We start from the raw sequence: 24,933 nt of genomic DNA, 5'->3' as shown, positions 1-24,933 counted from the left end.
ACAATATATTAAAGAAGTCCGAATGAAAGCACAAAGAAGGGGTGTGACTTAAAAATATAGGGGCTAAAGTATTTAAGAGTTAATGTTTAGAGTGTTTATAAACAAATAAGATAGAGAAGAATATTTACAGACCCGTTTCAAATCACAGGTTAATACGATCCAATCAGCACGTTACGCAGGATTTTTGGCTCTTCGAGCGCGTGGCCTGTGCCCAGCGCCACGCACGATAGAGGGTCATCGGCCAAGGTTACGGCCAGGCCGGTGGCATGACGCAGGACGAAGTCGAGATTGGTGAGTAACGAGCCGCCACCGGTCATAACGATCCCTTTATCGACAATGTCAGCGGCCAGTTCGGGCGCGGTATGCTCAAGAGCAACCTTCACGCCTTCGATAATTTGCCCGACCGGCTCGGCCAATGCTTCGGAAACCTGACGTTCGGTGACGATAATTTCCTTTGGTACGCCGTTCATCAAGTCGCGGCCACGGATTTCCATCCTGCGCCCTTCCCCGTCAGCGGGCGGGCAGGCGCTGCCGATTTCCTTTTTAATGCGCTCGGCGGTGCTTTCTCCGATCAACAGGTTATGGACGCGGCGGATATAGGCGATAATCGCCTCATCCATCTTGTCTCCGCCCACGCGCACTGATCGAGCATAGACAATGCCTCCCAAAGAGATCACGGCCACTTCTGTGGTGCCGCCTCCAATATCCACAACCATGGACCCTGAAGGCTCTGTTACGGGCAGGCCAGCGCCGATTGCGGCGGCCATTGGCTCTTCAATGAGTTCCACGCGCCGAGCTCCAGCACTTTCGGCGGATTCAATAATGGCGCGCTGTTCGACAGCCGTAGAGCCGGATGGCACACAAATCACCATTTTGGGAGAGACAAAGGAGCGGCGGTTATGCACTTTGCGAATGAAATATTTGATCATCGCTTCGGTGACTTCAAAATCGGCAATCACGCCGTCGCGCAAAGGGCGCGTTGCAGAGATACTGCCCGGCGTGCGACCCAGCATTTGTTTGGCCTCATTGCCCACGGCCAGCACATTTTTCTTACCATAATGCATCTCAATAGCCACAACAGAGGGCTCATTGAGCACAATACCCTGATCTTTCACATAGACCAGTGTATTGGCTGTTCCCAAATCGATCGCCATATCGGCGGACATAAATCCAAAGAGACCGGAAAACATACAGTTCTTTACTTCTGAGTGTTACATTGATTGCGATGGTTATATCAGACACAAAAAGCAAATGCACCACGAGATTGGGTGCATTCTAAAAGATTTCAACATTTGTTTTAGAATCTGCAAGAACGCAGCGACGACTAGCCCTGGCGCGCCTTCATGCGCGGGTTTTTCTTGTTGATCACGTATGTGCGCCCGCGACGGCGAATTACGCGGTTATTGCGATCTCTTGTCTTAAGCGTTTTCAGCGAATTTGTGACTTTCATGGCTCTGGCCCTTCGTGTTCAGCGACTGGCGGACAATAATGAACTGCCCCCCTGCTTGTCAAGCACTTCTTTTATACATCCGCCCGGCGATTTGAGCATTGATTTTCTTCGGCAAGCGTACCAGACTAAGTGTATTCAAGAATCAGAGCTTAAGCCTTAATTGCATGCATAAAGACGAACATAAGAAATCCTTTCAATCCGGCGAAGTTATTATGCGTCAGGGCGACGCGGGGAAATGCGCCTATATCATTAAAACAGGCCGTGTAGAAATCCTGATAGAAACCCGTAACGGCGATACTCAATATGTGGGTTCGCGCGGACCGGGGGCTATGATTGGCGAAATGGCCATTTTGGACGATGCCCCGCGCACAGCCACTGTGCGCGCGACGGAAGATTGCGAGCTTCTTGAGATTACCAAAGAGGATTTCGCATTGCGGCTTGAAAATGCCGACCCTATCTTGCATATGATGACAAAAGTCATCCTCGCCCGCTACCGGGATATGCTTCAACGCTCTGAAATAACTGGAGAGCCGCCGAAGCTCAACGCGGCAGAGGATTTGGAACTTACTTATGCGGAAGGTTCCAGCGCTGTTGAAACGATTAAAATCACCAACGATTTTGAATCCGCTCTTAAACGTCATGAAATTTCACTATATTACCAACCTGTTATTATGCTGGATAGCGGTAAAATCGCAGGTTTTGAAGCGCTTATGCGTTGGGAACATCCTGAAAAGGGCTTCATCTCGCCTGCGGTATTTATCCCTATCATTGAAGATAGCGGCCTGATCGTCAAAGCTTCAGCCTGGGCGCTGAAAGAATCGCTGATGGCTTTATCACGCATTGAAAACCGCGCGGGATATGACCATGAGCTTTTTATGAGCGTAAACTTCTCCGGTAGGGATTTTGCTGCGGATGATTTTGTTGACAGTGTTTATGAAACAATCAGCCTCAGTGACGTCAGTGCGTCGCAGGTGCATCTGGAAATCACTGAGCGGCTGCTGATGGGCCAACCGGATAATGCCAAAGAAACCCTATCCATGTGCCAAAAGGCCGGAATGAGCATTTCAATCGATGACTTCGGAACAGGTTATTCCTCATTGAGTTATCTGCATTATTTCCCGATTGATACTCTCAAAATTGATCGTAGCTTTGTTAAAGACATGCTGGCAAATAACGGCTCGGCAGCACTGGTCAAAGCGATTATCGGTCTTGGAAAGAGCCTGAACATGGATATTATAGCAGAAGGCGTTGAAAGTCAGGAAGAGGCTGTCGCCCTTCGTGATCTGGGATGTGACAAAGCGCAAGGGTATTATTTTGCGAAGCCGATGCCGGAAAAAGAGATTGTAGATTTCATTATCAAGAATCGAAAAATAGAATTTTAGATCCGTTGATTGCGGACTTTATTTTGTCTTGGCTTCAAAAACACCGGTCCACTCTTGCTTTGGCGGATTCTTTAGAAGATCTTTAATCCGCTGCTTATAAAGATCATAGGCGACAGATAAACTATAAATATCCAAATTTTGGCAGGTTTTGAGCATAGCCTGCGCCTTTTTAAAATCTCCAGCCTGATAGGCTGTAATCATCTCAATATGTTGCTGTTTCAATGCCCTAAACTCAGAACTTGTTGCCATCCGCTCATCGCCGAGCAACGCGTATACACGCACGGGCTGCGTTTTTCCTTTGACTTGAATCAGGTCCATCTCCAGCGTTGCAAGATCCGGCACATGCGCGCAGGTATCTTCGCCAATTAAAGTCTGCACGCCGTAATTCTTGGTCTGACCTTCAAGGCGCGATGCCAAATTGACGGCATCGCCCAGCGTGGAATAGGCAAAGCGCTGGCGTGAGCCCATATTCCCGACCGCACACTGGCCGGTATTTACACCGATTCCTGCTTGCAATAAAACCGGCTCCTTAGCGTCTTCCTTTGCTTTCTCACTCAAGCTCTCATTGATGGGTTCCAGAGCTGCTTGCATTTTCAACGCAGCCAGGCAGGCGGCGCGTTCATGCGTTTCTACATCTTTAGGCGCGTTCCAAAACGCCATCATGGCGTCGCCCATGTATTTGTCGATCGTACCTTGATGTTCCATGACGATGTCGCTCATCGCTGTTAAAAACTCATTCATGAGATGAATAAGTTCCTCTGGTTCCAGCCCTTCTGAAATGGTGGTGAACTGGCGAATATCCGTAAACATCACCGTGAGGTCTTTATTCTCCCCACCAAGCTTTAGCTTATCGGGATTTTTTTCTAGATCGCGCATCACGTCTCGCGAGACGTACATACCGAAGGCGTTGCGCACCTGATGCTTTTCGTTTTCCACGCGCAGGTAAGTCAGAAGCGCCGACACCATAAAAATCACGAACACGGACAGGCTGGGGTAAAAGGGATCGAGCAGGATTTTGTAATCAACATAAGCCACAGTGGCTCCAAAAAATGCCAACGCGATCAAGCTTATACAAACCAGCCCTAGAAGTATCGCGTTCACAAAAGGCACCAGCGCAATCATCATCAATCCGACTATGAAAATAAAGATCGCCTCAACTCCGGTCATAATATCCGGGCGCAGAAGATACTGCCCTTGAAGAATCTGCTCGATAATATTGGCGTGTATTTCTACGCCGGGCTGAAATGTTTCCAACGCTGTCGTGCGAAGATCCTTGAGACCCTCAGCGCTGGAGCCAATGAGAATATATTTGCCCTGCAGCCTTTTTCTGATCTCGTCGTGATAGTTTGGTTCTATGACCTTATATGCCGATAAATAGTCCTTGCCATTTTCGTCAAAACGGCGGTAATAGGGGCGAAGAATTCCGTCTCTTTCAACAGGAATGATGTGATCGCCGACGGTTATAAGATAGCGCGTATTGATCTTTTTGATTTTGTAATCGGGATTTTCTTCAATCCTGATATAGGATTTGGGGTCGTGAGCGACACGCAAAGTCTCGAGGCTTAAAGACGGATACAGTTTTTTTCCATCGTTAAAAATCATACCCGTGCGGCGCAAAACTCCATCAAAATCCGGGCTGGCCATAAAGCTGCCGTTCCCGGCAGAAGCTTTTTCGAGGTTTGGCAAAAATACTGCAGCTTTTTCAAAACCTTCCGAGTGTTTTAGAAATTCTTGCTCTTGCGTTTTTTTTACCAATATCTGTTTGGATAATCTGGGTTTACGGGGGGTCTGAGAATAGGTTGCATAGGTAAAAGCAGATATAAAAATTCTGGAGTCCTTTATAGCCTTAGCCAGAATATCGTCATGATCGGGCAGTCTCCTGATCTCTTCTTCAAGAGCCTTAAAACGTTCTTCGCGCGGCAAGTTCTGCGCAACAAAACGCGGTGAAGAGCGATCGGCTTCGGCCAGCACACCATCAAAAGCGATGGCCTTTGCTCCTAATGTCGTAAGGTTCGTAACTAAATCTGCAACATAGGTACGTGGCCACGGCCATTGGCCGATTTTCATCAGGGAATCGTCGTCGATATCAATGATCAGCACCTGCCCGCTTTCTTCGCGCGGATACATGGTGTTCAACTCATCAAAAACCAGTGCCTGCATTTCCTTGCGCCAGCGGGCTTGTGAGCCGCTGTAATAGACCGCGCCAAGCAGGAGGACAAAAAGTAATATAAAGTGTATCCAGCGATGTGTGAGAAGACGACCCATCGTGCTCTATTGCTCCGTAAAGGCGCGCTGGCGGGCGCGCAGAACGGGCTTAAGAAGATATTCAAGGATCGTACGCTTGCCGGTGATCACCTCGACATCGGCGACCATACCAGGCGTTATCGGCAATGGATTTTTTGCGCTGCCAAGATAGTTCTTGTCAGTGCGCACTTCGATTTCGAAAAACGTTCCCCCCTCCCGATCACGGCCTGAGGTCGCGCCAATACGCACTAACTCTCCTTCTAGTGCCCCATATTTTTGTGGATCATAGGCCGTGATTTTAACCTTGGCGGGCTGGCCGGGGCGAATGAAGGCGATTTCATTGGGCTGGATGCGGGCGATGATTTTAAGCTCTTCATCAACGGGTACGATTTCGACCAATTGCATTGCCGGTTCGACCACGCCGCCGAGCGTTTTGACGGCGATATTATTGACAATGCCATCAACAGGGGCTTTAACCTCGCGCCTATCAACGCGATCGCCAATGGATTTGAGACTTTCGCGCAGTGAGGAAATTTCGGTTTCAACGGCGCCCAGTTCGCCTAAAGCCTGCGAACGAAACTTATCAAGCTGGCTTTCGCGTTCTTTTTTCGCCACGGCCAGTTCAGCCTGCAAGGATTTGCGGCGTTGACTTTGCGCGTTGATCTGGCCGCTTATATCGGCAATTTCGCGGTTCAGGCGAATTTCGTCGAGCTTTGGCACGGCGCGTTTTTTGACCAGATCGCGCGTGATGGCAAGTTCATCATTGAGCAATTTACGGCTGGAGGAAAAGCGATTGATCTGCGCGTTTACTTCCGCCATATCAGCATTGGCCTTGGCGATGCGGTCATCCAGAATCGCGTAGGCATTTTGCAGTTCTTTTTGTCTGGACTCGTAGAGCGCTTTTTCATTCTCTGCGACTTGCGGCGCTTTTCCCGCGACCTTTGGCGGCACTTTAAAATCTTCACCACTGGCCTCAGCAGTGAGGCGCGCCTTCTTAGCCTCCAGTCCCAAGAACCGGGCTTCGGTGCCGCGTGCTTCGGATGAGAACTGCACGTCGCTCAGACGCATGAGCACTTGTCCTTTGCTTACAAGATCGCCAGGCCCTACTAACAACGCTTCAACAATCCCACCTTCAAGACTTTGAACGATCTGAACATCCTGAGATGGAACCACCTGCCCCTGCCCGCGGGTCAAAACCTCAACATGGGTAAGCCCGGCCCAGACAATTCCGAACACAACCAGCGCCATAATGGAAAACAACATTAATGTCGCTGAAGTCGCAGGGCGCATTTTCGTGGCCGCGTCGAGTTCGGACATGAAATCGGTTTCTTTGATTTTCGGTTCAAACAGGCTCATCCTTGCACCTGCACTTTTCCAGATTGCAGCGCGGCGACGACCTCTTCACGCGGACCGTCCATAATCAGCCGCCCCTGATCGAGCAAAATCAGGCGATCAACCATTTCTAACATTGTGTGTTTATGGGTGATCAGGATAAAGGTTTTGCCCTCAATTTCATTTTCAACATAGGATTTGAATGCGACCTCGGCCTGCATATCCATAGCGTTTGTCGGCTCATCGCAAATCAGGACTTTAGGTTTGATCAGCATGGCGCGGGCCAGTGCGATGGCCTGGCGCTGTCCACCAGAAAGCCCTTCGCCATGTTCACCGACAGGCGCATCGTAGCCCATCGGATGGCGGGAGACGAATTCATGCACACCTGCGGCCTTGGCGGCGGCAAGAATGTCCTCTTCACTGGCCGAAGGGCAGCTGGCAGCAATATTATCGCGCACAGAGCCGGTAAAAAGCACGACATCCTGAGCGATATAGGCCAAAGAGCGCCGCAGATCCGCCGGGTCGATCTGCTGGTAATCAGTATCATCGGCGAGAATGTGCCCGGCGGTTGGTTCGTAGAGCCCCATCATTAGCCGCGCGGTTGTGCTTTTGCCAGAACCGATGCGGCCAATAATTGCCACGCGCTCGCCGGGATTGATGGTGAAGCTGACCTTATCGAGCACGGCGCGTTTAACTCCGGGATATTCAAAACCAACCTGATCGAAAGTGATCTTTCCTTTAATGTCAGGGCGATGCAGAAAGTTGCGGCTTGCAGGACGTTCCACCGGCTTGTTCATAATGCCATCGAGCGTCGCCAAAGCGCCGCTGGCTTGATGGTAACGCGTGAGCAGGTTGGCAATCTGGCCGACAGGGGCAAGAGCGCGGCCCGAAAGAATGACGCAGGCAATCAGTCCGCCAACGGTCAGCGCTCCATCGGCGACCAAGTACATCCCACTCAGCACAATCACCACAGAGGCGATTTGCTGAATAAAGGTGGCCGCGTTAATCCCCAAGCCAGAAACCATACGCGAAGATTGACCGTAAGCTGCGTTTTCTCCAACCAGAGCACCGTAGCGTGCACGGAACGCTCCGTCGGCGCCGATGGCCTTAATCGTTTCCAGCCCGTGAATGGTTTCAACAAGCATACCGTGCTTGGCTTCGGCAGATCGCGCAGCCTTGCGTACCAGTGCTTTTAACGGGACTTGCAGAATGAGACCAATCACTGATACAGCGCCCAGCAGACCGAGCAAAATAAAAGCGATGATGCCGCCGAGCTTGTAAATAATGAACAAGAAGAACAACGTGAAAGGCAAATCGACCAGCGCGGTGATGGTGGCAGAAGTAAAGAAATCGCGGACCGAATCAAAATCGCGCAACATATTAGCAAACGCGCCGCTGGATTTAGGCCGCTCGCACAAACGCATATTCAGGACCTGATCGTAAATCCGGCGCGTGGCGATAACATCCACCCGGCGACCGGCCAGATCGAGGAGATACGCACGAAGGGAGCGCATAATCAAATCAAATACGAACACAACCAACGCACCAATGCCCAGAGCCCAACCGGTTTCGATGGCATTGTTCGGGATAACGCGATCATACACATTCATAATAAAGAGTGGGCTAGCCAGACCGAACAGATTAATAAAAACCGCGCCAAGCAGCACCATAGCAAAAATGCCTTTGTTCTGATTGATCAGTGACCAGAACCAGTGCCGGTGATCCTCTTCAGAGGCGGCGGCATAAGGATTTGTGAATTCGGGCAGTGCCTGAGTGAGGATGCAATACCCGGCGTAGTCTTGCTGAAGCTCGCGCAGTTTGACCTGTTTTTTCCTCCCCGTACCAGGGTCGTAGATTTCCGGTGTTCTGGAACCGGAAAGCAGCACACAGGCACGCTTGCCTTGCAAAATTAATACTGCAGGCAGTACAGCTTCGGATATATCGGTGATTTTCGCTTTTTTTACCACTTGTGTGCGCAAGCCTAACCGCTGCGCCGCTTCAGTGAAAAGGTCAGGGTGCATAGAGTGCCCGTTGTAGGCCAGCCCCGAGGTCAATGCGCGGGCGGATTTGGCGCGGCCATAATGCGCTGTCAAAAAAACCAAACACTCTAAGAGGTCGTCTGTTTTTTGCGACGGCTTCTTTTTTTTATCTTTTTTATCTGGCGCATTTTTTGTCATGGATTCTTAAAAAAGCCAGACGGCCCCTTATTTTAGACTTTATTTTTCATGGCGCGGATGCGAAGCGGCAAGCTGAATATTCATCGCCTCTTGCAAGCGCCCCATCGCCGCCAATATACCATATTGTGCAATCAAAACGCGGCTTTTCGCGTTTTCTGTTTCCAGCTTGGTGAGCAGCGCCTGATTGTCAGCCTGCATCAATTGCAGCACCGAAATACGCGCGCCTTCGAACTGCACCTCATAGGTTTCAAGGAGTTTTTTGTTCAGGTCCTGGCGCCGTTTCTGGTTTTCAAGCTGGCGCTGTGCAGTCTCTTGCTCTGCATAGGCCTGACGAATTGCGCGTTCAACCTGACGCTCAATCTCCGTGATACGTGCCTGTGATTCTTTGTAATCGTAGGTGCGCTGCTTGATGCGCGCCTTTTGGGCGCCTCCGGTCTCAAACCCCCAATTCATGCGTACAACGGCTCGCCCGTCTTCGACTTCACCGCCTATCACATCGGCTTTATCACTTTTCAGAAACGAGAGCTCCCCGTCAAATTTTGGGACATAGGTGCTTTTTTCCGCCTCCATGCCCTGCTCGGCCGAGCGTGAGCGGAACTGCGCCGCGCGCAACAGTGGATGTTTTTCTTTTGCAAAGATCAAGGCGTTTTCAAGGTCTTGCGGAATCTGATCAACGGCAAGTTCAGGATTCGTCAATGCGCTTTCCGGCAAATGACCGGTCAGTTCCAAATAATCAGATTCGAGCGCTCTGGCCTGTCCTTCATAATCGGCAATAAAATTATCAAGGATGATAGAGACATCGCGCGCCTGCTGCAGTTCCGCCTCATCGGCAGCGCCATCCTCAACCATCGTGCGGATGCGCTGTAGATATTCGGCAACGGTTTTTTGCTGACCATTGAGCAACGCGAGTCCTTTTTGTACACGCAGCAGGTTTAGATATGTTTGCGCCGTTTGATAGGCCAGATTTTCACGCACATCAACCAGCGCCAGTTCAGCGGCTTTGACCTGAGAACGCGCCGCGCCAACGCGGTTACGGGTTTCCATACCGTCAAAAATCTTTTGGCGCGCAGAAACAGAGCCTTCCCACAAGTAAGAATAACCCGTACCTCGCGTGACGCTTAAACCCCGAGAGGTACTATTGTCACCATAAATCCGTCCACCTGTGGCTGTAACGTTTAGCTCAGGAAAATAAGCGGAGAATTCTTCCTTTTGCTCTTGCTGGGAACGGCCAAAAGCAGCCTGCGCGCTTTCCACCTGCGGATGCTGCGAAAGTGTGATGGACACGGCCTGTTGGAGTGTTTCTGCGAAAGAGGTGCACGGCACACCCACAAGGCATACTCCACTGAAAAGCGATAAAAATTTTAAACGCATATTAAAAACAACGCACGTTAGACATAAACCAGAGCAGTTTAATGAAGCGGAGGCGAACGCCCATCGCTATATTAGAATCTAAATAAAAACGCACCGTTTTACAAGGGCTAAGGCACATGAACATCTATAGCGTGTATTATGTTGTGCCAGCGCAGATCTAAAATAAGGCTTGAATTGGTCTGGATATATTTTGTTTTGCCCCTTCACAAAGCTATAAAGATCGGGCATCTTTTACCTCATCTCCGTAGAAACTCTAAGTGCATGTAACTGCTCTTAAACTTAACAAGGACTAATTACCGTGGGATTAAAAATCGCCATACCAAAGGAAACGGCTGCAAATGAAAAACGCGTTGCGGCTTCTGCTGAGACTGTTAAAAAGCTCAAAGATATGGGCGCACTTGTTATGATAGAAAGCGGTGCTGGCGAAGCCGCGTCTATCACGGATGAGACTTATAAAGCCAGTGGCGGCACAATCTCAAAAGGATTGGAAGATTTATACAAGAATGCCGATATTGTTCTCAAGGTACAGGCCCCTAATGAAAACGAACTTAAAAGCATTCCCAAAGGGGCACTCCTCATTGCTTTACTTGCGCCGTACAGCAATGCCGATCTTGTCTCCAATTTAGCCAGAGCCGGGATTAACGCCTTTGCGATGGAACTGGTGCCGCGCATATCACGCGCGCAGAGCATGGATGTTTTGTCATCCCAGTCCAATCTGGCCGGGTATAAGGCCGTTTTGGATGCTACTGAGCATTATGCGCGGGCATTTCCGATGATGATGACAGCGGCAGGCACTATTCCTCCAGCCAAAGTTTTTGTGATGGGTGCAGGTGTTGCGGGCTTACAGGCCATTGCAACTGCGCGCAGGCTTGGCGCGGTTGTCAGCGCTACGGACGTGCGCCCGGCGGCGAAGGAGCAGGTTGAATCACTCGGTGCGTCTTTTGTCGCTGTGGAAAATGAAGAGTTTAAGGAGGCTGAAACTGCCGGTGGTTACGCCAAGGAAATGTCGAAAGACTATCAGAAGCGGCAGGCCGAACTGGTTGCCGGGCATATTGCCAAGCAGGATATTGTGATTACAACAGCGCTTATTCCTGGGCGCCCTGCCCCACAACTCATTGATGAGCCTTCCGTTAAATCGATGAAGCCCGGCAGCGTCATTGTGGATTTAGCCGTTGAGGCCGGCGGCAACTGCGCCGGTTCAAGCGTGGGCAAAGTGGTGCAGAAACACGGTGTTTCTATTGTTGGTCACGCAAACGTACCGAGCCGATTGGCGGCAGATGCCTCTGCTTTATATGCCAAGAATTTGTTCAATCTTTTAAAACTGATTATTGATTCTGAAACTTCCAAGCTTGCGATTGATTGGGACGATGAAATTATCAAGGGAATCGCCCTGAGCAGAGATGGCGAGATTATTCATCCTAATTTTGCGGTTAAAAAGGCTGAAGCCAAAACAGCTAAAAAGCAGGCCTCTGAAGAAAAGCCATCCGAAAAGAAAACAAAGCCAGCGGCTAAAAAAGCTCCTGCGAAGAAAACCTCCGCCAACAAAAAGGAGAAAAAATAATGCCTGATACTCAACGCACACCAAGCGAAAGCCTTAAAGAGCTTATAGAACAGGGCAATGCGGTTAAGGACCAGATTGAACAGGCAACGATTCAGGCGGCTGAAGCTGTGCAGGCTGACATGGTTCACGGCCAGCCGTTTTTGATTACAGGCCTGACGGTTTTTATTCTGGCATGTTTCGTCGGCTATCATGTTGTGTGGCGGGTAACGCCTGCCCTTCACTCACCATTGATGGGGATTACGAATGCGATTTCTTCGGTGATTATTGTCGGGGCGATTATGGCCGTCTGGCCCAAGGAAGAAGGCTTTTCGCTGCTGGGGTTTCTGGCCGTGATCTTTGCTTCGGTGAATATTTTCGGCGGTTTTATTATTACGCGCCGGATGCTGTCGATGTTTAAGAAGAAGGGATCATAAGCGATGGAAACCTTTTCAGCTCTTGCCTATATCGCTTCTGCCATGCTGTTTATCCTGGCTCTGCGCGGGTTGTCGCATCCTGAAAGCGCGCGTCAGGGCTTAACTTTTGGCATGATCGGCATGGCGCTGGCGATTGTCACGACATTGTTATTGCCGCAAGTTGGCGGCACATTCTGGATTTTGATAGGAATCGGCATTGGCGGCGCTGTTGGCGCGCATATTGCCCGCACGATCGACATGACCAATTTACCGCAACTTATGGCCGGCTTTCATTCACTCGTGGGATTGGCTGCGGTGTGCGTGGCGGCGGCGGCCTTTTACACACCAGAAGCCTATGGGATCGGCACAAAGAACGATATTCATTTTGCGAGCATGGTTGAAATGTCTTTGGGGCTGGCGATCGGGGCGATTACCTTTACCGGCTCGATCATTGCCTGGGCGAAGCTGGAGGGGCGCATGTCAGGCAAACCGATTACATTCGGCGGGCAGCACGCACTGAACGGCATGTTGGGCGCGCTGCTTTTGCTACTCATCCTTATCCTGTGCACCACTGAGAGCAGCTTTATATTCTGGCTGGTGGCCCTGCTGTCTATGGCTTTGGGCGTTTTGATGATTATCCCGATCGGCGGGGCGGATATGCCCGTGATCGTGTCGATGCTGAACTCCTATTCCGGCTGGGCGGCGGCCGGGATCGGCTTTACGCTGCATAACAATTTGCTGATTATCACCGGCGCACTGGTCGGGGCATCCGGGGCAATTCTATCCTACATTATGTGTAAGGGTATGAACCGGAGTTTCATGAACGTTATTCTTGGTGGGTTTGGCGGTGAGCAGTCGGCCAGTACCGAGCACGATCATGGGGACCGTAATGCCAAAATCGGCTCAGCTGAGGACGCGGCCTATATCATGAAAAATGCCTCGAAAGTTATTATCGTTCCCGGCTACGGCATGGCAGTGGCGCAGGCTCAGCACGCTTTGCGAGAAATGGCGGATATCCTTAAAAAAGAAGGGGTGGATGTCAAATATGCGATTCACCCGGTGGCGGGGCGTATGCCTGGGCATATGAATGTGCTGCTGGCCGAAGCCAACGTGCCTTATGACGAGGTGTTCGAGATGGAAGACATCAACCGTGACTTTGCACAGGCAGACGTGGCTTATATCATCGGGGCAAACGACATCACTAACCCTGCGGCCAAAAACGATTCGGGTTCGCCGATTTATGGTATGCCGGTGCTGGACGTAGAAAAAGCTCGAACAGTCCTGTTTGTGAAGCGCTCCCTGGGCAGCGGTTATGCCGGAATCGACAATCCGCTCTTTTTTGAAGACCAGACCATGATGCTCTTGGACGATGCCAAAAAAATGACCGAGAATATTATCAAGGCTTTAGAGCATTAAGCTTAAATTTTGGGGCTGAAGTAGCTAAGACCTGATCAAGGTTGTATAAATGGCTACGATGTACGAACGCAAAAGCAGATTAACGCCCCGCCAACAGGCAAGGTTGATAGAACATTTCGTTGCTGGTTCAACGGCACGTGCGGCAGCGGAGATTGTCGGCGTTCAGGCCAACACAGCGATCCGTTTTTACATGCGTCTGCGCCAACTGATTGCGAGCAAGCAGCCAAGTTATGATCTGTCTGATGAAGTCGAAGCGGACGAGAGTTATTTTGGCGGTGTACGCAAAGGCAGACGCGGTCGTGGCGCAGCAGGGAAAGTTGCGGTTTTTGGCTTGTTAAAGCGCGGCGGCAAGGTTTACACCGCCATTATTCCGAACGCAAAGACGGAGACGTTGCTACCGATCATTCAGGAAAAAGTCACGCCCGACAGCATCGTTTATACAGGTGCTTTCAGGGGGTATAACGCACTTGATGTATCAGATTTTCATCACCGGCGCATCAATCATTCAAACCTGTTTGCAGACGGACGCAACCACATCAACGGGATAGAAAATTTTTGGAATCAGGCCAAGCGCCAGATGCACAAATTTAACGGCATCAAACAGGAGAATTTTTACTGGTTCTTGAAGGAGGCAGAATGGCGCTTCAATGGCGGCAACCACGAACAGCTTCTAAAGCAGCTAAAATACTGATATAAACACTCTAAACATTAACTCTTAAATACTTTAGCCCCAACACTTTTTCTTGTATGATCGTAAAAGCGGGATTGCATTACACATCTTGCCTTGGTTACCTTGAATAAAGTTTTAAACACGTAAATCATAAAAAAGATTTTTACCGTGAAGCGCCGTACAAAAAAAATTGGTGGTGGGTTAGGTTCAAAAGCCTTTTCAGGTGTAGCGCTCCCTCCTTTATTCTCTGCCGTAGGGGCGACGGGGCTTCTGGTTCTAATGTCTGTAGGGTTGCTTGCGGTCTCAACATTTCACCCCCAAGCGCTTTCTGGTCTGCGTGTGAACGCGGCAGATGCGGCGGCGCCCGTCCTGAACATTGTTTCTGCGCCCCTGCAAAAAGCGGCCATTTTCGTTCGCGATGTCACCGGGCTGGCCGCGCTCCAGGCTGAAAATGCCCGTCTGCTTGAAGAAAACACCAAGCTGCGCGAATGGTATCAAACCGCGCTTTTGCTCGAAGCGGAAAACAAATCCCTGCGCGAACTCATGAATGTAAAACTCGATACGCCGCACACATACATCACCGCGCGCATTTTATCGGACAGCACGAACACCTTTGCCAAAAGCCTGCTGGTTTCCGCCGGACGCGTCGATGGCGTACAAAAAGGTCAGGCCGTTATAGCCGCCGACGGCCTGATTGGCCGGGTTGTTGAGGCGGGAGAACGCAGCGCCCGTGTATTGTTGATCACCGATATGAACTCGCGCGTACCGGTTCTTGTGGAAGGCAGCCGCCAGCACGCGATCTTCGCCGGGCAGAACGACCAAAAAGGCACTCTGGTTCACTTGCCACCCGAAAGTAAGGTCTCAAAGGGTGCGCGGGTGGTGACATCCGGCGTTGGTGGCGTATTCCCGGTCGGCTTGCCCGTTGGTGTGGTCAGCGACACCCGGGGAGAAATCGTGATCGAGCCGTTCGCCAATTTCAACCGCCTGATGCATGTGCGCATTGTCAATAAACCCGAAGATCCGAACTTGCGCCCCGGTGGGTTTTAGGAATATTTCATGCTATACAAGGAGAGACTTGTCTATATTTATACACACCAAAATAATACTGACATGTGCGCTTTCAATAGCGCTCTTTATTGTATCTTCGGGAACAGTCGAAGCGGAAGATAAAACTAGCGACTATGTGTTTCTCTATCTTCCAGACCCTGTTATGAAATACCGGTTAAGCGATCAAGCTGCCCATCTTGACTATGTTGCAAAAATAGATCGTCTTCTGCACTCAGAACTCGAAAACATCCAATCTGAACCTGTTTCTGGCGCGATCATCATTACTTCGCGTCCGAAAAACGAGAGTAAGGTCTGGTAGAGGTGGTCCCAAGAATTCGGACAGTGAGTTAAGCTACGATCTATGACCGAAGGAGGGTCATGGATTATGAGTAAGACAAGGAAGAACTACCCGGCGAAGTTTAAAGCGCAGGTTGCGCTGGCGGCGTTGCGGGAGGACGCGCCGATCACGGAGCTGTCATCCCGTTACGGGGTGCATGCGACGGTCATTCACCGTTGGAAGAAGGAGGCTCTGGCTGCGCTGGAGGCGGGTTTTGCGGGCAAGCTGGAATCGCGAGCGGACGCGCATAACGCCGAGGTCAGGGACTTGCACGCCAAGATCGGACAGCTGACAGTGGAACGTGATTTTTTAGCCGATGCCTCCGCCCGGTTGCGGTCCGGGGGCGGCAGGAAATGGTAGACCCGTCCAATGACAATATCGGCATCGCGGCGCAGTGCCGGTTGCTGGGGATCAGCCGCTCTGGCTGGTATTACGAGCGGCGCGGGGAGAGCGCGGACAATTTGGCGCTGATGCGGCTGATTGACGCGCAATTCCTGCAAACCCCGTTTTACGGGTCCCGTCAGATGGCCCGGCATCTGCGCCGTCAGGGGTACGAGGTAGGCCGCACCCGCGTGCGGCGTCTGATGCGCCTGATGGGAATCGAGGCGGTCTATCAAAGGCCGCGCACTTCGATGCCGCATCCCGGCCACCGGATTTATCCCTACCGGCTCAAGGGGCTCACGATCACCCGCCCGAACCATGTATGGTGCGCGGATATCACGTACATCCCTGTCAAACGCGGGTTTTTGTATCTGGTAGCGATCATGGACTGGGCCAGCCGGAAGGTGCTGGCCTGGCGGCTGTCGAACACGATGGAAACGCGCTTTTGCGTGGAGGCGCTGGAGGAAGCCATCGCCCGCTACGGGCCGCCGGAGATCTTCAATACCGATCAGGGCAGCCAGTTCACGGCGGACGCGTGGACGGGCGTCCTGAAAGAAAACGGGATCGCGATCTCGATGGACGGCAAGGGCCGCTGGATGGACAATGTGTTCATCGAGCGGCTGTGGCGGAGTCTGAAATATGAATGCGTGTATCTGAACGCGTTCGAGAGCGGCCTGCAAGCCAGGCGGGATATCGGGCGCTGGCTGGCGTTTTACAACGCGCAGAGGCCGCATTCGGTATTTGATGGACAAACCCCGGACGACGTTTATGATGAACGAAATTTTGTTTCTCCGGCCTCGGGCTTGCCGCCTCCGCCTAACGGCTCCGGCGGCCGCGCCCTTCACCCGGAGAAACAAAACCACAGGCAGGCGGCATGACAATAACCAACCGATCGTAGCTTAACTTCGCCGCAAAGCTGGCCGAAGAACCGAGACCACCTCTGTTGTCGAAGACAAAACACATAAATACGCATTTAATTTTACACCTGATGGTGAAAAACTTTTCTGGATAGAAAATATAAGCACGCCTTGTATGTACTTTGCCCAGAGCGGGAAAAGTTTGACACCTTGCATGTGTATGGATGTCACGGACGACTACCAACCTGTTTTCACCAAACCCGAAAATAGTTGTCCTTAACACTCGCATCATGAGGACCTGTTACAAAATTATCCTACTTTTGCAATAGGCTTAGTGTGAGAGTTGACAGGACTTTTTTAAAACCTTTTTCAATGAAAAATCGTCGAGAGCCTGATAGGCTCTTTTTTATTGTCCAAAACCTGAGCAGGCAAACTTGATATGGGCCCTTATGAATCCCTGACAGACAAAATGGAGTTCATCGCGCGCATGCTCGTGCCCTACGCCGTGCTGGCGATGATCTTCATTCTCAGTGTTGTGAGCGTTCCCTACCCATTGGCCGTTTTTTTTCAGGCGCCATTATTGTTGATGGCAATTTATTACTGGTCTGTTTACCGCCCTACATTGCTGCCGCCCTGGCTCGTTTTTGCTATAGGCCTGTTGCTTGATCTCATCACAGGCATGCCATATTTGGGTTTGAGTGCCATTTTGTTCCTGCTGGGGCGCATAGTCGTCGTCGATCAAAGACGATTTCTGACCGGTCAGTCCTTCATGGTTATATGGATGGGCTTTGCCGCATTGGCAGCAATCTTCCATATTTTTCAATGGAGCATGTCATGTTTACTAAGCCTGCAATGGATGCCCGTGCGCGATTTCGTCTCATCCTATGTTCTGGGTATAGTACTCTTTCCGGTGCTGTATCTGTTCTTGCATCTTTCACACAAGATTTTGCCCGCACCAATCAGCCGCAGTAAAACCAGAATAGGGTCGCAAAAAACCGATATGACCTTATAATTAGACACATGAAAAAAAATCAGGATCAGGTTCGGGTTTTTACACGCCGCGCATTTGTCATCGCCGGATTGCAGGGCGCACTGCTCGGCGTACTCGGCGGGCGGCTGGCGTGGCTGCAGATTTCACAGGGAGCTCGCTACAAAACCTTATCCGATAAAAACAGAATCAACCTGAAAGTGCTCTCACCCGTGCGCGGTGAAATTGTCGACCGTTTTGGTGTGCCTCTGGCGGTCAATGCCCAGAATTTCAGGGCGCTGATTATTCCCGAGCAGGCCGCGAATATCGAGCAAACGCTCCGGCGCTTGCAAGGGATGATTGAGTTGTCCGAAGACGATATTCAGGCCGTTCTTAAAGAAGCCGGGAAAACCGCAAAATTCGTGCCGATTGAAATCACCGATGATTTGAGTTGGAAGGATGTCGCAAAAATTGAGGTCAATTTGCCGGATTTGCCAGGCTTAAGCACCGATGCAGGCAAACGCCGGACCTATCCGTTTAAGGAGGCTACAGCCCATTTGGTCGGCTATGTCGGCGCAGTCAGCAAAAACGATGTCGGTGATGATCCGCTCTTAAGCCTTCCTGGCTTTAAAATCGGTAAAACCGGAATCGAAAAGCGCTTTGATCTGGAAATGCGAGGGAGTGCCGGTCAGGCTGAAGTCGAAGTGAACGTCGTTGGACGTGAAGTGCGCGAGCTTAAAAAAAATCAAAGCCGCAACGGTAAGCGCATAACGCTCACGATTGATGGCGAGCTTCAACGTTTTATGCAAGGACGTCTGTCACAGGAAAAAAGCGCCTCGGCTGTGGTCATGGATGCCCATAGCGGCGCAGTTTATGCGCTGGCCTCCGCACCGTCTTTCGACCCCAACGCTTTTACCTCGCGCATTTCGGCGGCCTTTTGGGAGGAGTTGCTGGCTAATCCCGCCCATCCGTTGACCAACAAGGCCGTTTCAGGGCAATACCCGCCCGCATCAACCTTCAAAATGATCAGCCTGCTGGCGGGGCTGCAAGCAGGCGCCGTAACAGAAAACACCACAGCCTTTTGCAAAGGCCATTACGAACTCGGGAGTGATCGCTTTCACTGCTGGAAGCGTGGAGGCCATGGTTGGGTTGATTGTCGTAAAGCGCTGCAAATGTCTTGCGATGTATATTTTTACGAATTGTCGACAAAAGTCGGGATAGACAAAATTGCGCATGTCGCCCGCATGATGGGTTTGGGGCAAAGTCTTGACTTTGAACTCACCGAAGAACGCGCCGGGCTGGTGCCTGATAAGGCTTGGAAACGCGGCAAAATCGGTCAAAAATGGCAGCCAGGTGAAACCGTTGTGGCCAGCATCGGTCAGGGGTATTTGCAGGCTACACCGCTCCAGCTTGCTGTTATGACCGCGCGCCTCGTTAATGGCGGTTATGCCGTTAAACCTTGGGTCACGGCCGATGGGCTGGCGAAAAATATTATGCCTGAAAGTGGGTGGCCAAAACTGGGTATTAGCCCGGAGCATTTGAATTTGATCAAAACCGGAATGGACCGCGTGGTTAACGATGAAAAGGGCACAGCCTATGGTTCACGCGCAGAGGATCCGGCATTGGCCTTTGGTGGAAAGACCGGTACCGGACAAGTTCAGCGCATTACCATGAAGCAGCGCATGTCCGGCATTAAGAATGAAGAACTACAATGGAAAAGCCGTCATCATGCGCTGTTTGTCGGCTATGCGCCGCTGGAAAATCCCCGTTATATAGCCTCTGTCGTGGTAGAACATGGCATTGGTGGCTCGCGCACGGCGGCGCCTTTGGCGCGAGACCTGCTGATTGAAACGCAAAAGCGCAATCCTGGCGCCACGCCTGTTCACGGGCAGACGCAAGGTACCGCATCGCGGCTCAAATCGAAGGAGCCAGCATAATTATGCGCCATTCCATCAGACTCCACACCGATCAAAACATGTTCGAAAAACTCAAGCATCTCAATTGGGGGCTTATACTATTAATTACAGCGGTATCTTGTATCGGTTTCGCTGCACTCTATTCTGCTGCGGGGGGCAATTTTTCACCTTGGGCATCCAAACAGATGATGCGCTTTGGCATCGCAGCAATAGGGATGGTGATCATTGCGATGATCGACTTGAAATGGTGGTTCCGTTTGACATGGCCTTTGTATTTTCTGGGGTTGGGACTGCTGATTATTGTTGAAATTATGGGCCACGTTGGCATGGGCGCGCAGCGTTGGATTAATCTGGGTTTTATGCAGCTTCAGCCATCTGAACTTATGAAAATCGTGGTGGTTATGGCCCTGGCACGCTACTTCCACGCGGCCACGATTGACGATATGCGCCGCTTGCCGTTTCTGGTGATCCCGACACTGATTATTCTCGCGCCTGTTGCACTGGTGCTGTTACAGCCGGACCTGGGAACTTCACTGATGATTGTGATGGTTGGTGCGGCCATGCTATTCATGGCCGGCGCTTCAATCTGGCTTTATATCGGCGGTGGCGTTTTGGCGCTGGCAAGTATTCCGGTAGCTTGGCATTTTATGCATGATTACCAGAAACAACGCGTGCTGACTTTCCTCAACCCGGAGAGCGATCCGCTTGGCGCCGGCTATCACATCACCCAGTCGAAAATTGCGCTCGGCTCCGGCGGGATAAACGGCAAAGGCTTCTTGGAAGGCACGCAAAGCCGCCTCAACTTCCTGCCTGAAAAACAAACCGATTTTATCTTCACGCTTTGGGCGGAAGAGCAGGGGCTCTTTGGTGGAGTAATCCTGCTTATGCTCTTTGGTTTGATTTTGCTCTACGGGTTGTTGATCGCACTTAAATCGCGCCAGAATTTCGCACGTTATCTGGCACTGGGCCTGAGTGTGAATTTCTCGCTCTATGTGTTTATCAATATCGCAATGGTGATGGGGTTAATCCCGGTTGTCGGCGCGCCCTTGCCGCTGATCTCGTATGGAGGTACCTCAATGCTCGCTGCGCTCATCGGTTTCGGCCTGATGATGAGCTGCAGTCTGCATCCCGATACGAAGGTGAGCCGTTAGGCGGCTTTAACGCCTTTTTCATCGAATAGATGCTGTAGTTCGCCGCTTTCATACATCTCGCGGACAATGTCGCACCCACCGATAAACTCGCCCTTCACATAGAGCTGCGGAATAGTCGGCCAGTTGGTAAAATCCTTGATCCCCTGACGTAGATCGCTGTCTTCCAGCACGTTGATGTCTTTAAACGGGACGCCTAGCTGCGAAAGAACCTGCACCACCAGAGAGGAAAAGCCGCATTGTGGAAAAGCCGCTTCACCCTTCATGAACAAAACCACATCATGATCATCCAGTTCCTTTTGAATGCGTTCAAATAAAACATTTTGCATCGTTAAAATTCTTTCCTTGTAAGTGTTAACCTTCTTTTGGAGCGCACGTTTTGATCGACAGCGCATGGAGATCGCCCCCCATTTTACCTTTTAGGGCCCCATAAACCATCTGGTGCTGCTGTATCCGGCTTTTACCCGCAAAACACGGTGCCGTGATATGAGCCGCATAATGATCGCCATCACCGCGCAAATCTTCAATACGCACTTCTGCGTCCGGAATATTGGCGGTGATCATGGTCTTGATCGCTTCTGCATCCATAGCCATGGTATTTTCTTTCACGTAAGGGCTTGTATCATCAAAAGATGTAAGGTGCTTCAAGCGTAATGACAAGTCAAATGCAAAACGTTTTTATGCGAACCGAATAAAAAATGCAGAAGAGTGTTTAAATTATAGAATTTAACTAAACCATTCTATTAAAATATATTTTTTATTGCTTCTATAAATTGGAAAGAGTATAAAGACACTGCAACATGTAAAGAGTAAGGCAAAAAGCTAGGCGTGTTGAATGGGGAGATTACCCGATCTTATTGCAACCAAGTGCGGCAAGATTGGGTTTGAGTGGGAAAAATAAAAGCCTCGAAATTTTCGAGGCTTTTTTGATGTTTAAATGCGGAAATGGGATGATGGCGCTTTTCATGCGCCTTCCTCCTTAATCTGCTTCCTCGCTTTTTCAAGCGCAATATCAAGCTGTGTGTTGAGCATATGATCCGATATTTCAATGTCTTTTCCTTCGAGATCGCCTTTTACCTTGCGTAAAACATCATCAAAGCCGGGCTCTTCAAGATTGGATTCAACAACCTCCATCGCATATGTCTTAGCATCCGCACCCTCAAGACCAAATTGCTCGGCCACCCAAAGGCCAAAAAGCTTCGAACAACGGGCTTCTACAGCAAAATCCAGTTTTTCTTCATGCGCAAATTTATTTTCAAATGCGTCTTTCCGTTCGTCAAATGATGACATTTCTACCTCTTGAATGTGCGTTTATCACTGAAAATAACATTCTAACATGGTTTGTAGCATTGGAATCGCCTAAAATCCATTGTTATATACATGTAAATGCTTTAATGATGCAGCCTTGGAACAAAGAAGGAGCGAGCTATGCCGCGCAGAAAAATGATTTATGATGGCAAGGCCAAAACGCTTTATGAGGGGCCGGAGCCGGGCACGGTTATACAATACTTTAAGGATGATGCGACTGCAGGAAACGGCGCAAAACATGACGTTATCGCGGGCAAAGGCGTATTGAACAATCGCATTTCCGCACATCTGATGACAAAGCTTGAAGGTATCGGTATCCCGACGCACTTTATGCGCTCCATTAATATGCGCGAGCAACTGGTGCGCGAAGTGGAAATTATCCCGCTTGAGGTGGTTGTACGGAATATCGCCGCCGGGTCTTTGTGTAAGCGCCTCGGCGTGGAAGAGGGCACAATCCTGCAACGCCCGCTGGTTGAATATTACTACAAGAAAGACGAACTGGGCGATCCGATGGTCAGCGAAGACCACATCATGACCTTCGGTTGGGCCGATCCTTACGAGCTTGAAGAAATGGTCGCAATGGCCTGGCGCGTCAATGATTACCTCAATGGCCTGTTCTCCGGCATCGGTCTGCGGCTGGTTGATTTTAAACTTGAATTTGGCCGCATCTATGGTGAGCATGGCGAGCTTTATATCGTGCTGGCCGATGAGATTTCACCCGACAATTGCCGTCTCTGGGATGCCAAAACAGGTGAAAAGCTGGACAAAGACCGCTTTCGTTTTGATCTCGGTGATCTGATTGAGGGCTACCAATATATCGCCCAAAGGCTCGGTCTGATCCCCGAAGGCGGCATCGTCAAAGGCGGCAGCATCAATGAACAACTTGCCGAAAAACTCGAACTGATAGAAAACGAACTGGCCGAAAAACGCCGTATGCGCGACGTCAAACCGGGTAAACCGCGGAAAGCTTAATTTTTTCCATGTCATCCCGAGCGTCTCGTTCTGCGGACCCCGGACTTGATCCGGGGAAAGCAGAAAGCCGAGGGATCTTATCCGCTATCAGTTTGATAAGATTCCTCCACGCGCTGTCGCTCGGTCGGAATGACAAAAGAGAGTTAACTAAAAAACGTTTTTAAAACCCTTGGAGTATATAACATGCATGCACTACTAGGTGTTGTAGGGGAGTTTTTGTTAATAGGGTGGGCTTTTACAGCCGTCACCGCGCCATTGCGATGTATCATTTCTGATGAATACAGAACCCGGCGTTTTAAACAAAAAAACTACGCTTCCCAAAAGAGATTTTACGCTGGCTTGGCGATCGAGTTTGTATTTGGAAGTTTGTACTTTTTGTTTATAGGCGCTGTAGCGTACATCATTATTCACGTCTTATAAAAACGCCAGAGTACGAACAAAAATCTTAAGAAAAAAACTGTTCCTTGAAAATCCTTTCTTGCAGCGGGTTTTCAGGATCGAAGAGCAGCGTTTTCGAAATCTTTTTAGATTCGTGAATGTCGACGCTTTTCACATCGCGTACCTCTTTGGAGTCGGCTGTCGCACTGACCGGGCGTTCAATAGACTGCAGAATTTCAAACGTAATTTTGCTCTTGTTGTGGAGCAGTGCACCCGGCCAGCGCCGTGGCCGGAATGCGGAAATAGGCGTCATGGCAACAATATTGGATTGCAGCGGCAAAATCGGCCCGCCCGCAGAGGAGTTATAGGCCGTGCTGCCCACTGCCGTAGAAACCATCACCCCGTCACAAACCAGCTCTTTAATCCGCACGTCATCATTAACATGCACTTTGATCTTGGCTGAGTTGTGAGTTTCACGCAAAAGCGAGACTTCATTAAACGCCACCTCGTTATGCTTTTGACCATCGCGGTCGATCGCTTCCATCACCAGTGGATGAATGGTAAAACGTTTGGCGTTTTCCAGCCGCTCTTCCAGACCGCCTGTACGGCTTTCATTGAGCAAAAACCCCAGCGTACCCAGATTCATGCCGAACAACGGCGCCTGATAATCGGCAAAGGCATGCAAGGCGCGCAGCATCGTGCCATCGCCCCCCAAAACGATAATCGTATCGGCTTCTTCGGGCGGCACAGACCCATAAGCGCTTTTCAACTCTTCTAACGCTTTTTGCGCGCGCGGTTTTTTTCCGGCAAAAAATCCTAATTTCATGCAGCGCCCTCTTGATGAGTAGGCTCCCAGCTTTCCGGATCGTTCAAAAACGCATCAACGGACGCCAGAGTTTCCTTGTCAAAATAGTTTTTCTCTTTGGCCATTGCCAGCACATCCCACCATGTCGCCAAGGCGTGCAGCGTAATGCCCATATCTTTCATATTTTGTTCGCTGGCAGCAAAAATCCCGTAATGAAAAACGACAAAGGCATGTTCAACCTGTGCGCCTACTTCACGCAATGCGTCAACAAAGATCTTTTTACTGCCACCATCGGTTTGTAAATCTTCAATCAGCACCACTTTTGGCGTACCTTTATCCGGCAAGTGCCCTTCAATCTGTGCCATGCGCCCATAGCCCTTAGGCTCCTTGCGCACATAAATCATAGGCTTTTCCAACCGCTCGGCCACAAACGCACCATAAGGAATCCCGGCTGTTTCTCCGCCTGCAACCACGTCTATATTTTCTACGCCGATGTCATTGGCTAGCATCTGCGCGCCCGCATCCATCAGGAATCTACGCTCTTTTGGAAAAGAAATCAGCCGGCGGCAATCAATATATACCGGGCTTGCACGGCCTGATTTGAGTGTGAAAGGCTCGCGCGCATTAAATAAAACCGATTTTGTGTTGAGCAAAATCTGTGCGGTTTTTTTGGCTATTCCTTCCTTGTCCATGGCCGATATGGCCTTATAGTGTTCGTCATCATCATCAATCAGCGCGATAAATTCACTCATCGTCGCGCCCGTTACAGACAGGATCTTAGAGATACTTTCCGTCGAAGGCCAGCGCGGTTTTTCATCTGGG

At 50.4% G+C, this 24,933-nt stretch carries 21 protein-coding genes and 1 pseudogene; 11 read left to right on the top strand and 11 right to left on the bottom strand.

The annotated features are described in order from the left end of the window. Positions 1–149: 149 nt before the first annotated feature. Both H6859_06415 and rpmJ read right to left on the bottom strand, forming a co-directional pair. Positions 150–1,190 (bottom strand): rod shape-determining protein, encoded by a 1,041-nt coding sequence (locus tag H6859_06415; protein USO04795.1) that lies wholly within the window; start codon positions 1,188–1,190, stop codon positions 150–152. A 134-nt stretch (positions 1,191–1,324) separates the two neighbouring features. After that, a complete protein-coding gene (gene rpmJ, locus H6859_06410) occupies positions 1,325–1,450 on the bottom strand; it encodes a 50S ribosomal protein L36 (GenBank protein USO04794.1) in 126 nt (41 codons plus the stop codon). Between the two features lie 164 nt (positions 1,451–1,614). Here rpmJ and H6859_06405 point away from each other — a divergent pair, with 164 nt between their 5' ends. Continuing rightward, positions 1,615–2,832: an EAL domain-containing protein gene (locus H6859_06405; protein USO04793.1), complete on the top strand. Its 1,218-nt coding sequence runs from the start codon at positions 1,615–1,617 to the stop codon at positions 2,830–2,832. A gap of 18 nt (positions 2,833–2,850) precedes the next feature. Here H6859_06405 and H6859_06400 read toward each other — a convergent pair whose 3' ends face one another. Genes H6859_06400 through H6859_06385 form a run of 4 tightly spaced genes read right to left on the bottom strand, consistent with a single transcriptional unit; the run spans position 2,851 to position 9,914 of the window. Beyond that, entirely contained in the window at positions 2,851–5,097 is a 2,247-nt protein-coding gene (locus H6859_06400; GenBank protein ID USO04792.1) for an adenylate/guanylate cyclase domain-containing protein, read from the bottom strand. A 6-nt stretch (positions 5,098–5,103) separates the two neighbouring features. Continuing rightward, the gene (locus H6859_06395; GenBank protein USO04791.1) at positions 5,104–6,432 is read right to left on the bottom strand and encodes an HlyD family type I secretion periplasmic adaptor subunit; all 1,329 of its coding nucleotides are present in this window, start codon (positions 6,430–6,432) and stop codon (positions 5,104–5,106) included. Then, entirely contained in the window at positions 6,429–8,585 is a 2,157-nt protein-coding gene (locus H6859_06390) for a type I secretion system permease/ATPase (GenBank protein ID USO04790.1), read from the bottom strand. Before H6859_06390 ends, H6859_06395 begins: the two co-directional genes overlap by 4 nt. A gap of 39 nt (positions 8,586–8,624) precedes the next feature. Next, the gene (locus tag H6859_06385) at positions 8,625–9,914 is read right to left on the bottom strand and encodes a TolC family protein (protein ID USO04789.1); all 1,290 of its coding nucleotides are present in this window, start codon (positions 9,912–9,914) and stop codon (positions 8,625–8,627) included. A 340-nt stretch (positions 9,915–10,254) separates the two neighbouring features. Between H6859_06385 and H6859_06380 the strand changes: the two genes are divergently transcribed. The 9 genes and pseudogenes from H6859_06380 (at position 10,255) to rodA (ending at position 20,651) form a co-directional block, all read left to right on the top strand. Continuing rightward, positions 10,255–11,517, top strand: a complete 1,263-nt coding sequence (locus H6859_06380; GenBank protein ID USO04788.1) for a Re/Si-specific NAD(P)(+) transhydrogenase subunit alpha — start codon at positions 10,255–10,257, stop codon at positions 11,515–11,517. Continuing rightward, complete coding sequence (locus H6859_06375; GenBank protein USO04787.1) at positions 11,517–11,930, top strand: NAD(P) transhydrogenase subunit alpha; 414 nt, start codon at positions 11,517–11,519, stop codon at positions 11,928–11,930. Before H6859_06380 ends, H6859_06375 begins: the two co-directional genes overlap by 1 nt. A 3-nt stretch (positions 11,931–11,933) precedes the next feature. Further along, on the top strand, positions 11,934–13,325 hold the full coding sequence (locus H6859_06370) for an NAD(P)(+) transhydrogenase (Re/Si-specific) subunit beta (protein USO04786.1): 1,392 nt from the start codon (positions 11,934–11,936) through the stop codon (positions 13,323–13,325). Between the two features lie 58 nt (positions 13,326–13,383). Next, complete coding sequence (locus tag H6859_06365; protein USO06719.1) at positions 13,384–14,016, top strand: IS1595 family transposase; 633 nt, start codon at positions 13,384–13,386, stop codon at positions 14,014–14,016. 147 nt (positions 14,017–14,163) lie between these two features. Beyond that, the gene (gene mreC / locus H6859_06360) at positions 14,164–15,042 is read left to right on the top strand and encodes a rod shape-determining protein MreC (protein ID USO04785.1); all 879 of its coding nucleotides are present in this window, start codon (positions 14,164–14,166) and stop codon (positions 15,040–15,042) included. Positions 15,043–15,427: 385 nt separating this feature from the next. Beyond that, positions 15,428–16,533 (top strand): annotated as a pseudogene (locus H6859_06355) (IS3 family transposase). 523 nt (positions 16,534–17,056) lie between these two features. Next, positions 17,057–17,629 carry a rod shape-determining protein MreD gene (locus H6859_06350; protein USO04784.1) on the top strand — a complete coding sequence of 191 codons (573 nt, stop codon included), beginning with the start codon at positions 17,057–17,059 and terminating at the stop codon, positions 17,627–17,629. 8 nt (positions 17,630–17,637) lie between these two features. Continuing rightward, positions 17,638–19,521: a penicillin-binding protein 2 gene (mrdA, locus tag H6859_06345; protein ID USO04783.1), complete on the top strand. Its 1,884-nt coding sequence runs from the start codon at positions 17,638–17,640 to the stop codon at positions 19,519–19,521. Between the two features lie 2 nt (positions 19,522–19,523). Then, complete coding sequence (gene rodA / locus H6859_06340; GenBank protein USO04782.1) at positions 19,524–20,651, top strand: rod shape-determining protein RodA; 1,128 nt, start codon at positions 19,524–19,526, stop codon at positions 20,649–20,651. Here rodA and grxD read toward each other — a convergent pair. The 3 genes from grxD to H6859_06325 form a co-directional block, all read right to left on the bottom strand. Further along, positions 20,648–20,977 (bottom strand): Grx4 family monothiol glutaredoxin, encoded by a 330-nt coding sequence (grxD, locus tag H6859_06335; GenBank protein USO04781.1) that lies wholly within the window; start codon positions 20,975–20,977, stop codon positions 20,648–20,650. The genes rodA and grxD overlap by 4 nt on opposite strands. Before the next feature lie 25 nt (positions 20,978–21,002). Further along, positions 21,003–21,242, bottom strand: a complete 240-nt coding sequence (locus tag H6859_06330) for a BolA family transcriptional regulator (GenBank protein USO04780.1) — start codon at positions 21,240–21,242, stop codon at positions 21,003–21,005. Positions 21,243–21,611: 369 nt separating this feature from the next. Beyond that, entirely contained in the window at positions 21,612–21,938 is a 327-nt protein-coding gene (locus H6859_06325; protein ID USO04779.1) for a DUF1476 domain-containing protein, read from the bottom strand. A gap of 138 nt (positions 21,939–22,076) precedes the next feature. On the opposite strand from H6859_06325, the gene H6859_06320 reads away from it, so the two are divergent. Next, positions 22,077–22,928, top strand: coding sequence for a phosphoribosylaminoimidazolesuccinocarboxamide synthase (locus H6859_06320; GenBank protein USO04778.1), 852 nt, complete (start codon positions 22,077–22,079; stop codon positions 22,926–22,928). A gap of 445 nt (positions 22,929–23,373) precedes the next feature. On the opposite strand, the gene H6859_06315 is transcribed toward H6859_06320, so the two are convergent. Together H6859_06315 and H6859_06310 are read right to left on the bottom strand one after the other, a co-directional pair. Beyond that, positions 23,374–24,132, bottom strand: coding sequence for an NAD kinase (locus H6859_06315; protein USO04777.1), 759 nt, complete (start codon positions 24,130–24,132; stop codon positions 23,374–23,376). After that, on the bottom strand, positions 24,129–24,803 hold the full coding sequence (locus H6859_06310; GenBank protein USO06718.1) for an orotate phosphoribosyltransferase: 675 nt from the start codon (positions 24,801–24,803) through the stop codon (positions 24,129–24,131). Before H6859_06310 ends, H6859_06315 begins: the two co-directional genes overlap by 4 nt. Between the last annotated feature and the right edge of the window lie 130 nt (positions 24,804–24,933).

This window comes from Rhodospirillales bacterium (assembly GCA_023898785.1).
Classification (GTDB): Bacteria; Pseudomonadota; Alphaproteobacteria; order Micavibrionales; family Micavibrionaceae; genus TMED27.
Note: the sequence above shows the minus strand (reverse complement) of the source record. Positions and strands in the feature narration are given on the sequence as shown.

Coding starts and splice junctions, on each gene's coding strand:
- H6859_06415 (USO04795.1), bottom strand. CDS start 1,190: ATGTTTTCCGGTCTCTTTGGATTTATGTCCGCCGATATGGCGATCGAT.
- rpmJ (USO04794.1), bottom strand. CDS start 1,450: ATGAAAGTCACAAATTCGCTGAAAACGCTTAAGACAAGAGATCGCAAT.
- H6859_06405 (USO04793.1), top strand. CDS start 1,615: ATGCATAAAGACGAACATAAGAAATCCTTTCAATCCGGCGAAGTTATT.
- H6859_06400 (USO04792.1), bottom strand. CDS start 5,097: ATGGGTCGTCTTCTCACACATCGCTGGATACACTTTATATTACTTTTT.
- H6859_06395 (USO04791.1), bottom strand. CDS start 6,432: ATGAGCCTGTTTGAACCGAAAATCAAAGAAACCGATTTCATGTCCGAA.
- H6859_06390 (USO04790.1), bottom strand. CDS start 8,585: ATGACAAAAAATGCGCCAGATAAAAAAGATAAAAAAAAGAAGCCGTCG.
- H6859_06375 (USO04787.1), top strand. CDS start 11,517: ATGCCTGATACTCAACGCACACCAAGCGAAAGCCTTAAAGAGCTTATA.
- H6859_06370 (USO04786.1), top strand. CDS start 11,934: ATGGAAACCTTTTCAGCTCTTGCCTATATCGCTTCTGCCATGCTGTTT.
- H6859_06365 (USO06719.1), top strand. CDS start 13,384: ATGTACGAACGCAAAAGCAGATTAACGCCCCGCCAACAGGCAAGGTTG.
- H6859_06350 (USO04784.1), top strand. CDS start 17,057: ATGGGCCCTTATGAATCCCTGACAGACAAAATGGAGTTCATCGCGCGC.
- mrdA (USO04783.1), top strand. CDS start 17,638: ATGAAAAAAAATCAGGATCAGGTTCGGGTTTTTACACGCCGCGCATTT.
- rodA (USO04782.1), top strand. CDS start 19,524: ATGCGCCATTCCATCAGACTCCACACCGATCAAAACATGTTCGAAAAA.
- grxD (USO04781.1), bottom strand. CDS start 20,977: ATGCAAAATGTTTTATTTGAACGCATTCAAAAGGAACTGGATGATCAT.
- H6859_06330 (USO04780.1), bottom strand. CDS start 21,242: ATGGCTATGGATGCAGAAGCGATCAAGACCATGATCACCGCCAATATT.
- H6859_06325 (USO04779.1), bottom strand. CDS start 21,938: ATGTCATCATTTGACGAACGGAAAGACGCATTTGAAAATAAATTTGCG.
- H6859_06320 (USO04778.1), top strand. CDS start 22,077: ATGCCGCGCAGAAAAATGATTTATGATGGCAAGGCCAAAACGCTTTAT.
- H6859_06315 (USO04777.1), bottom strand. CDS start 24,132: ATGAAATTAGGATTTTTTGCCGGAAAAAAACCGCGCGCGCAAAAAGCG.
- H6859_06310 (USO06718.1), bottom strand. CDS start 24,803: ATGGACAAGGAAGGAATAGCCAAAAAAACCGCACAGATTTTGCTCAAC.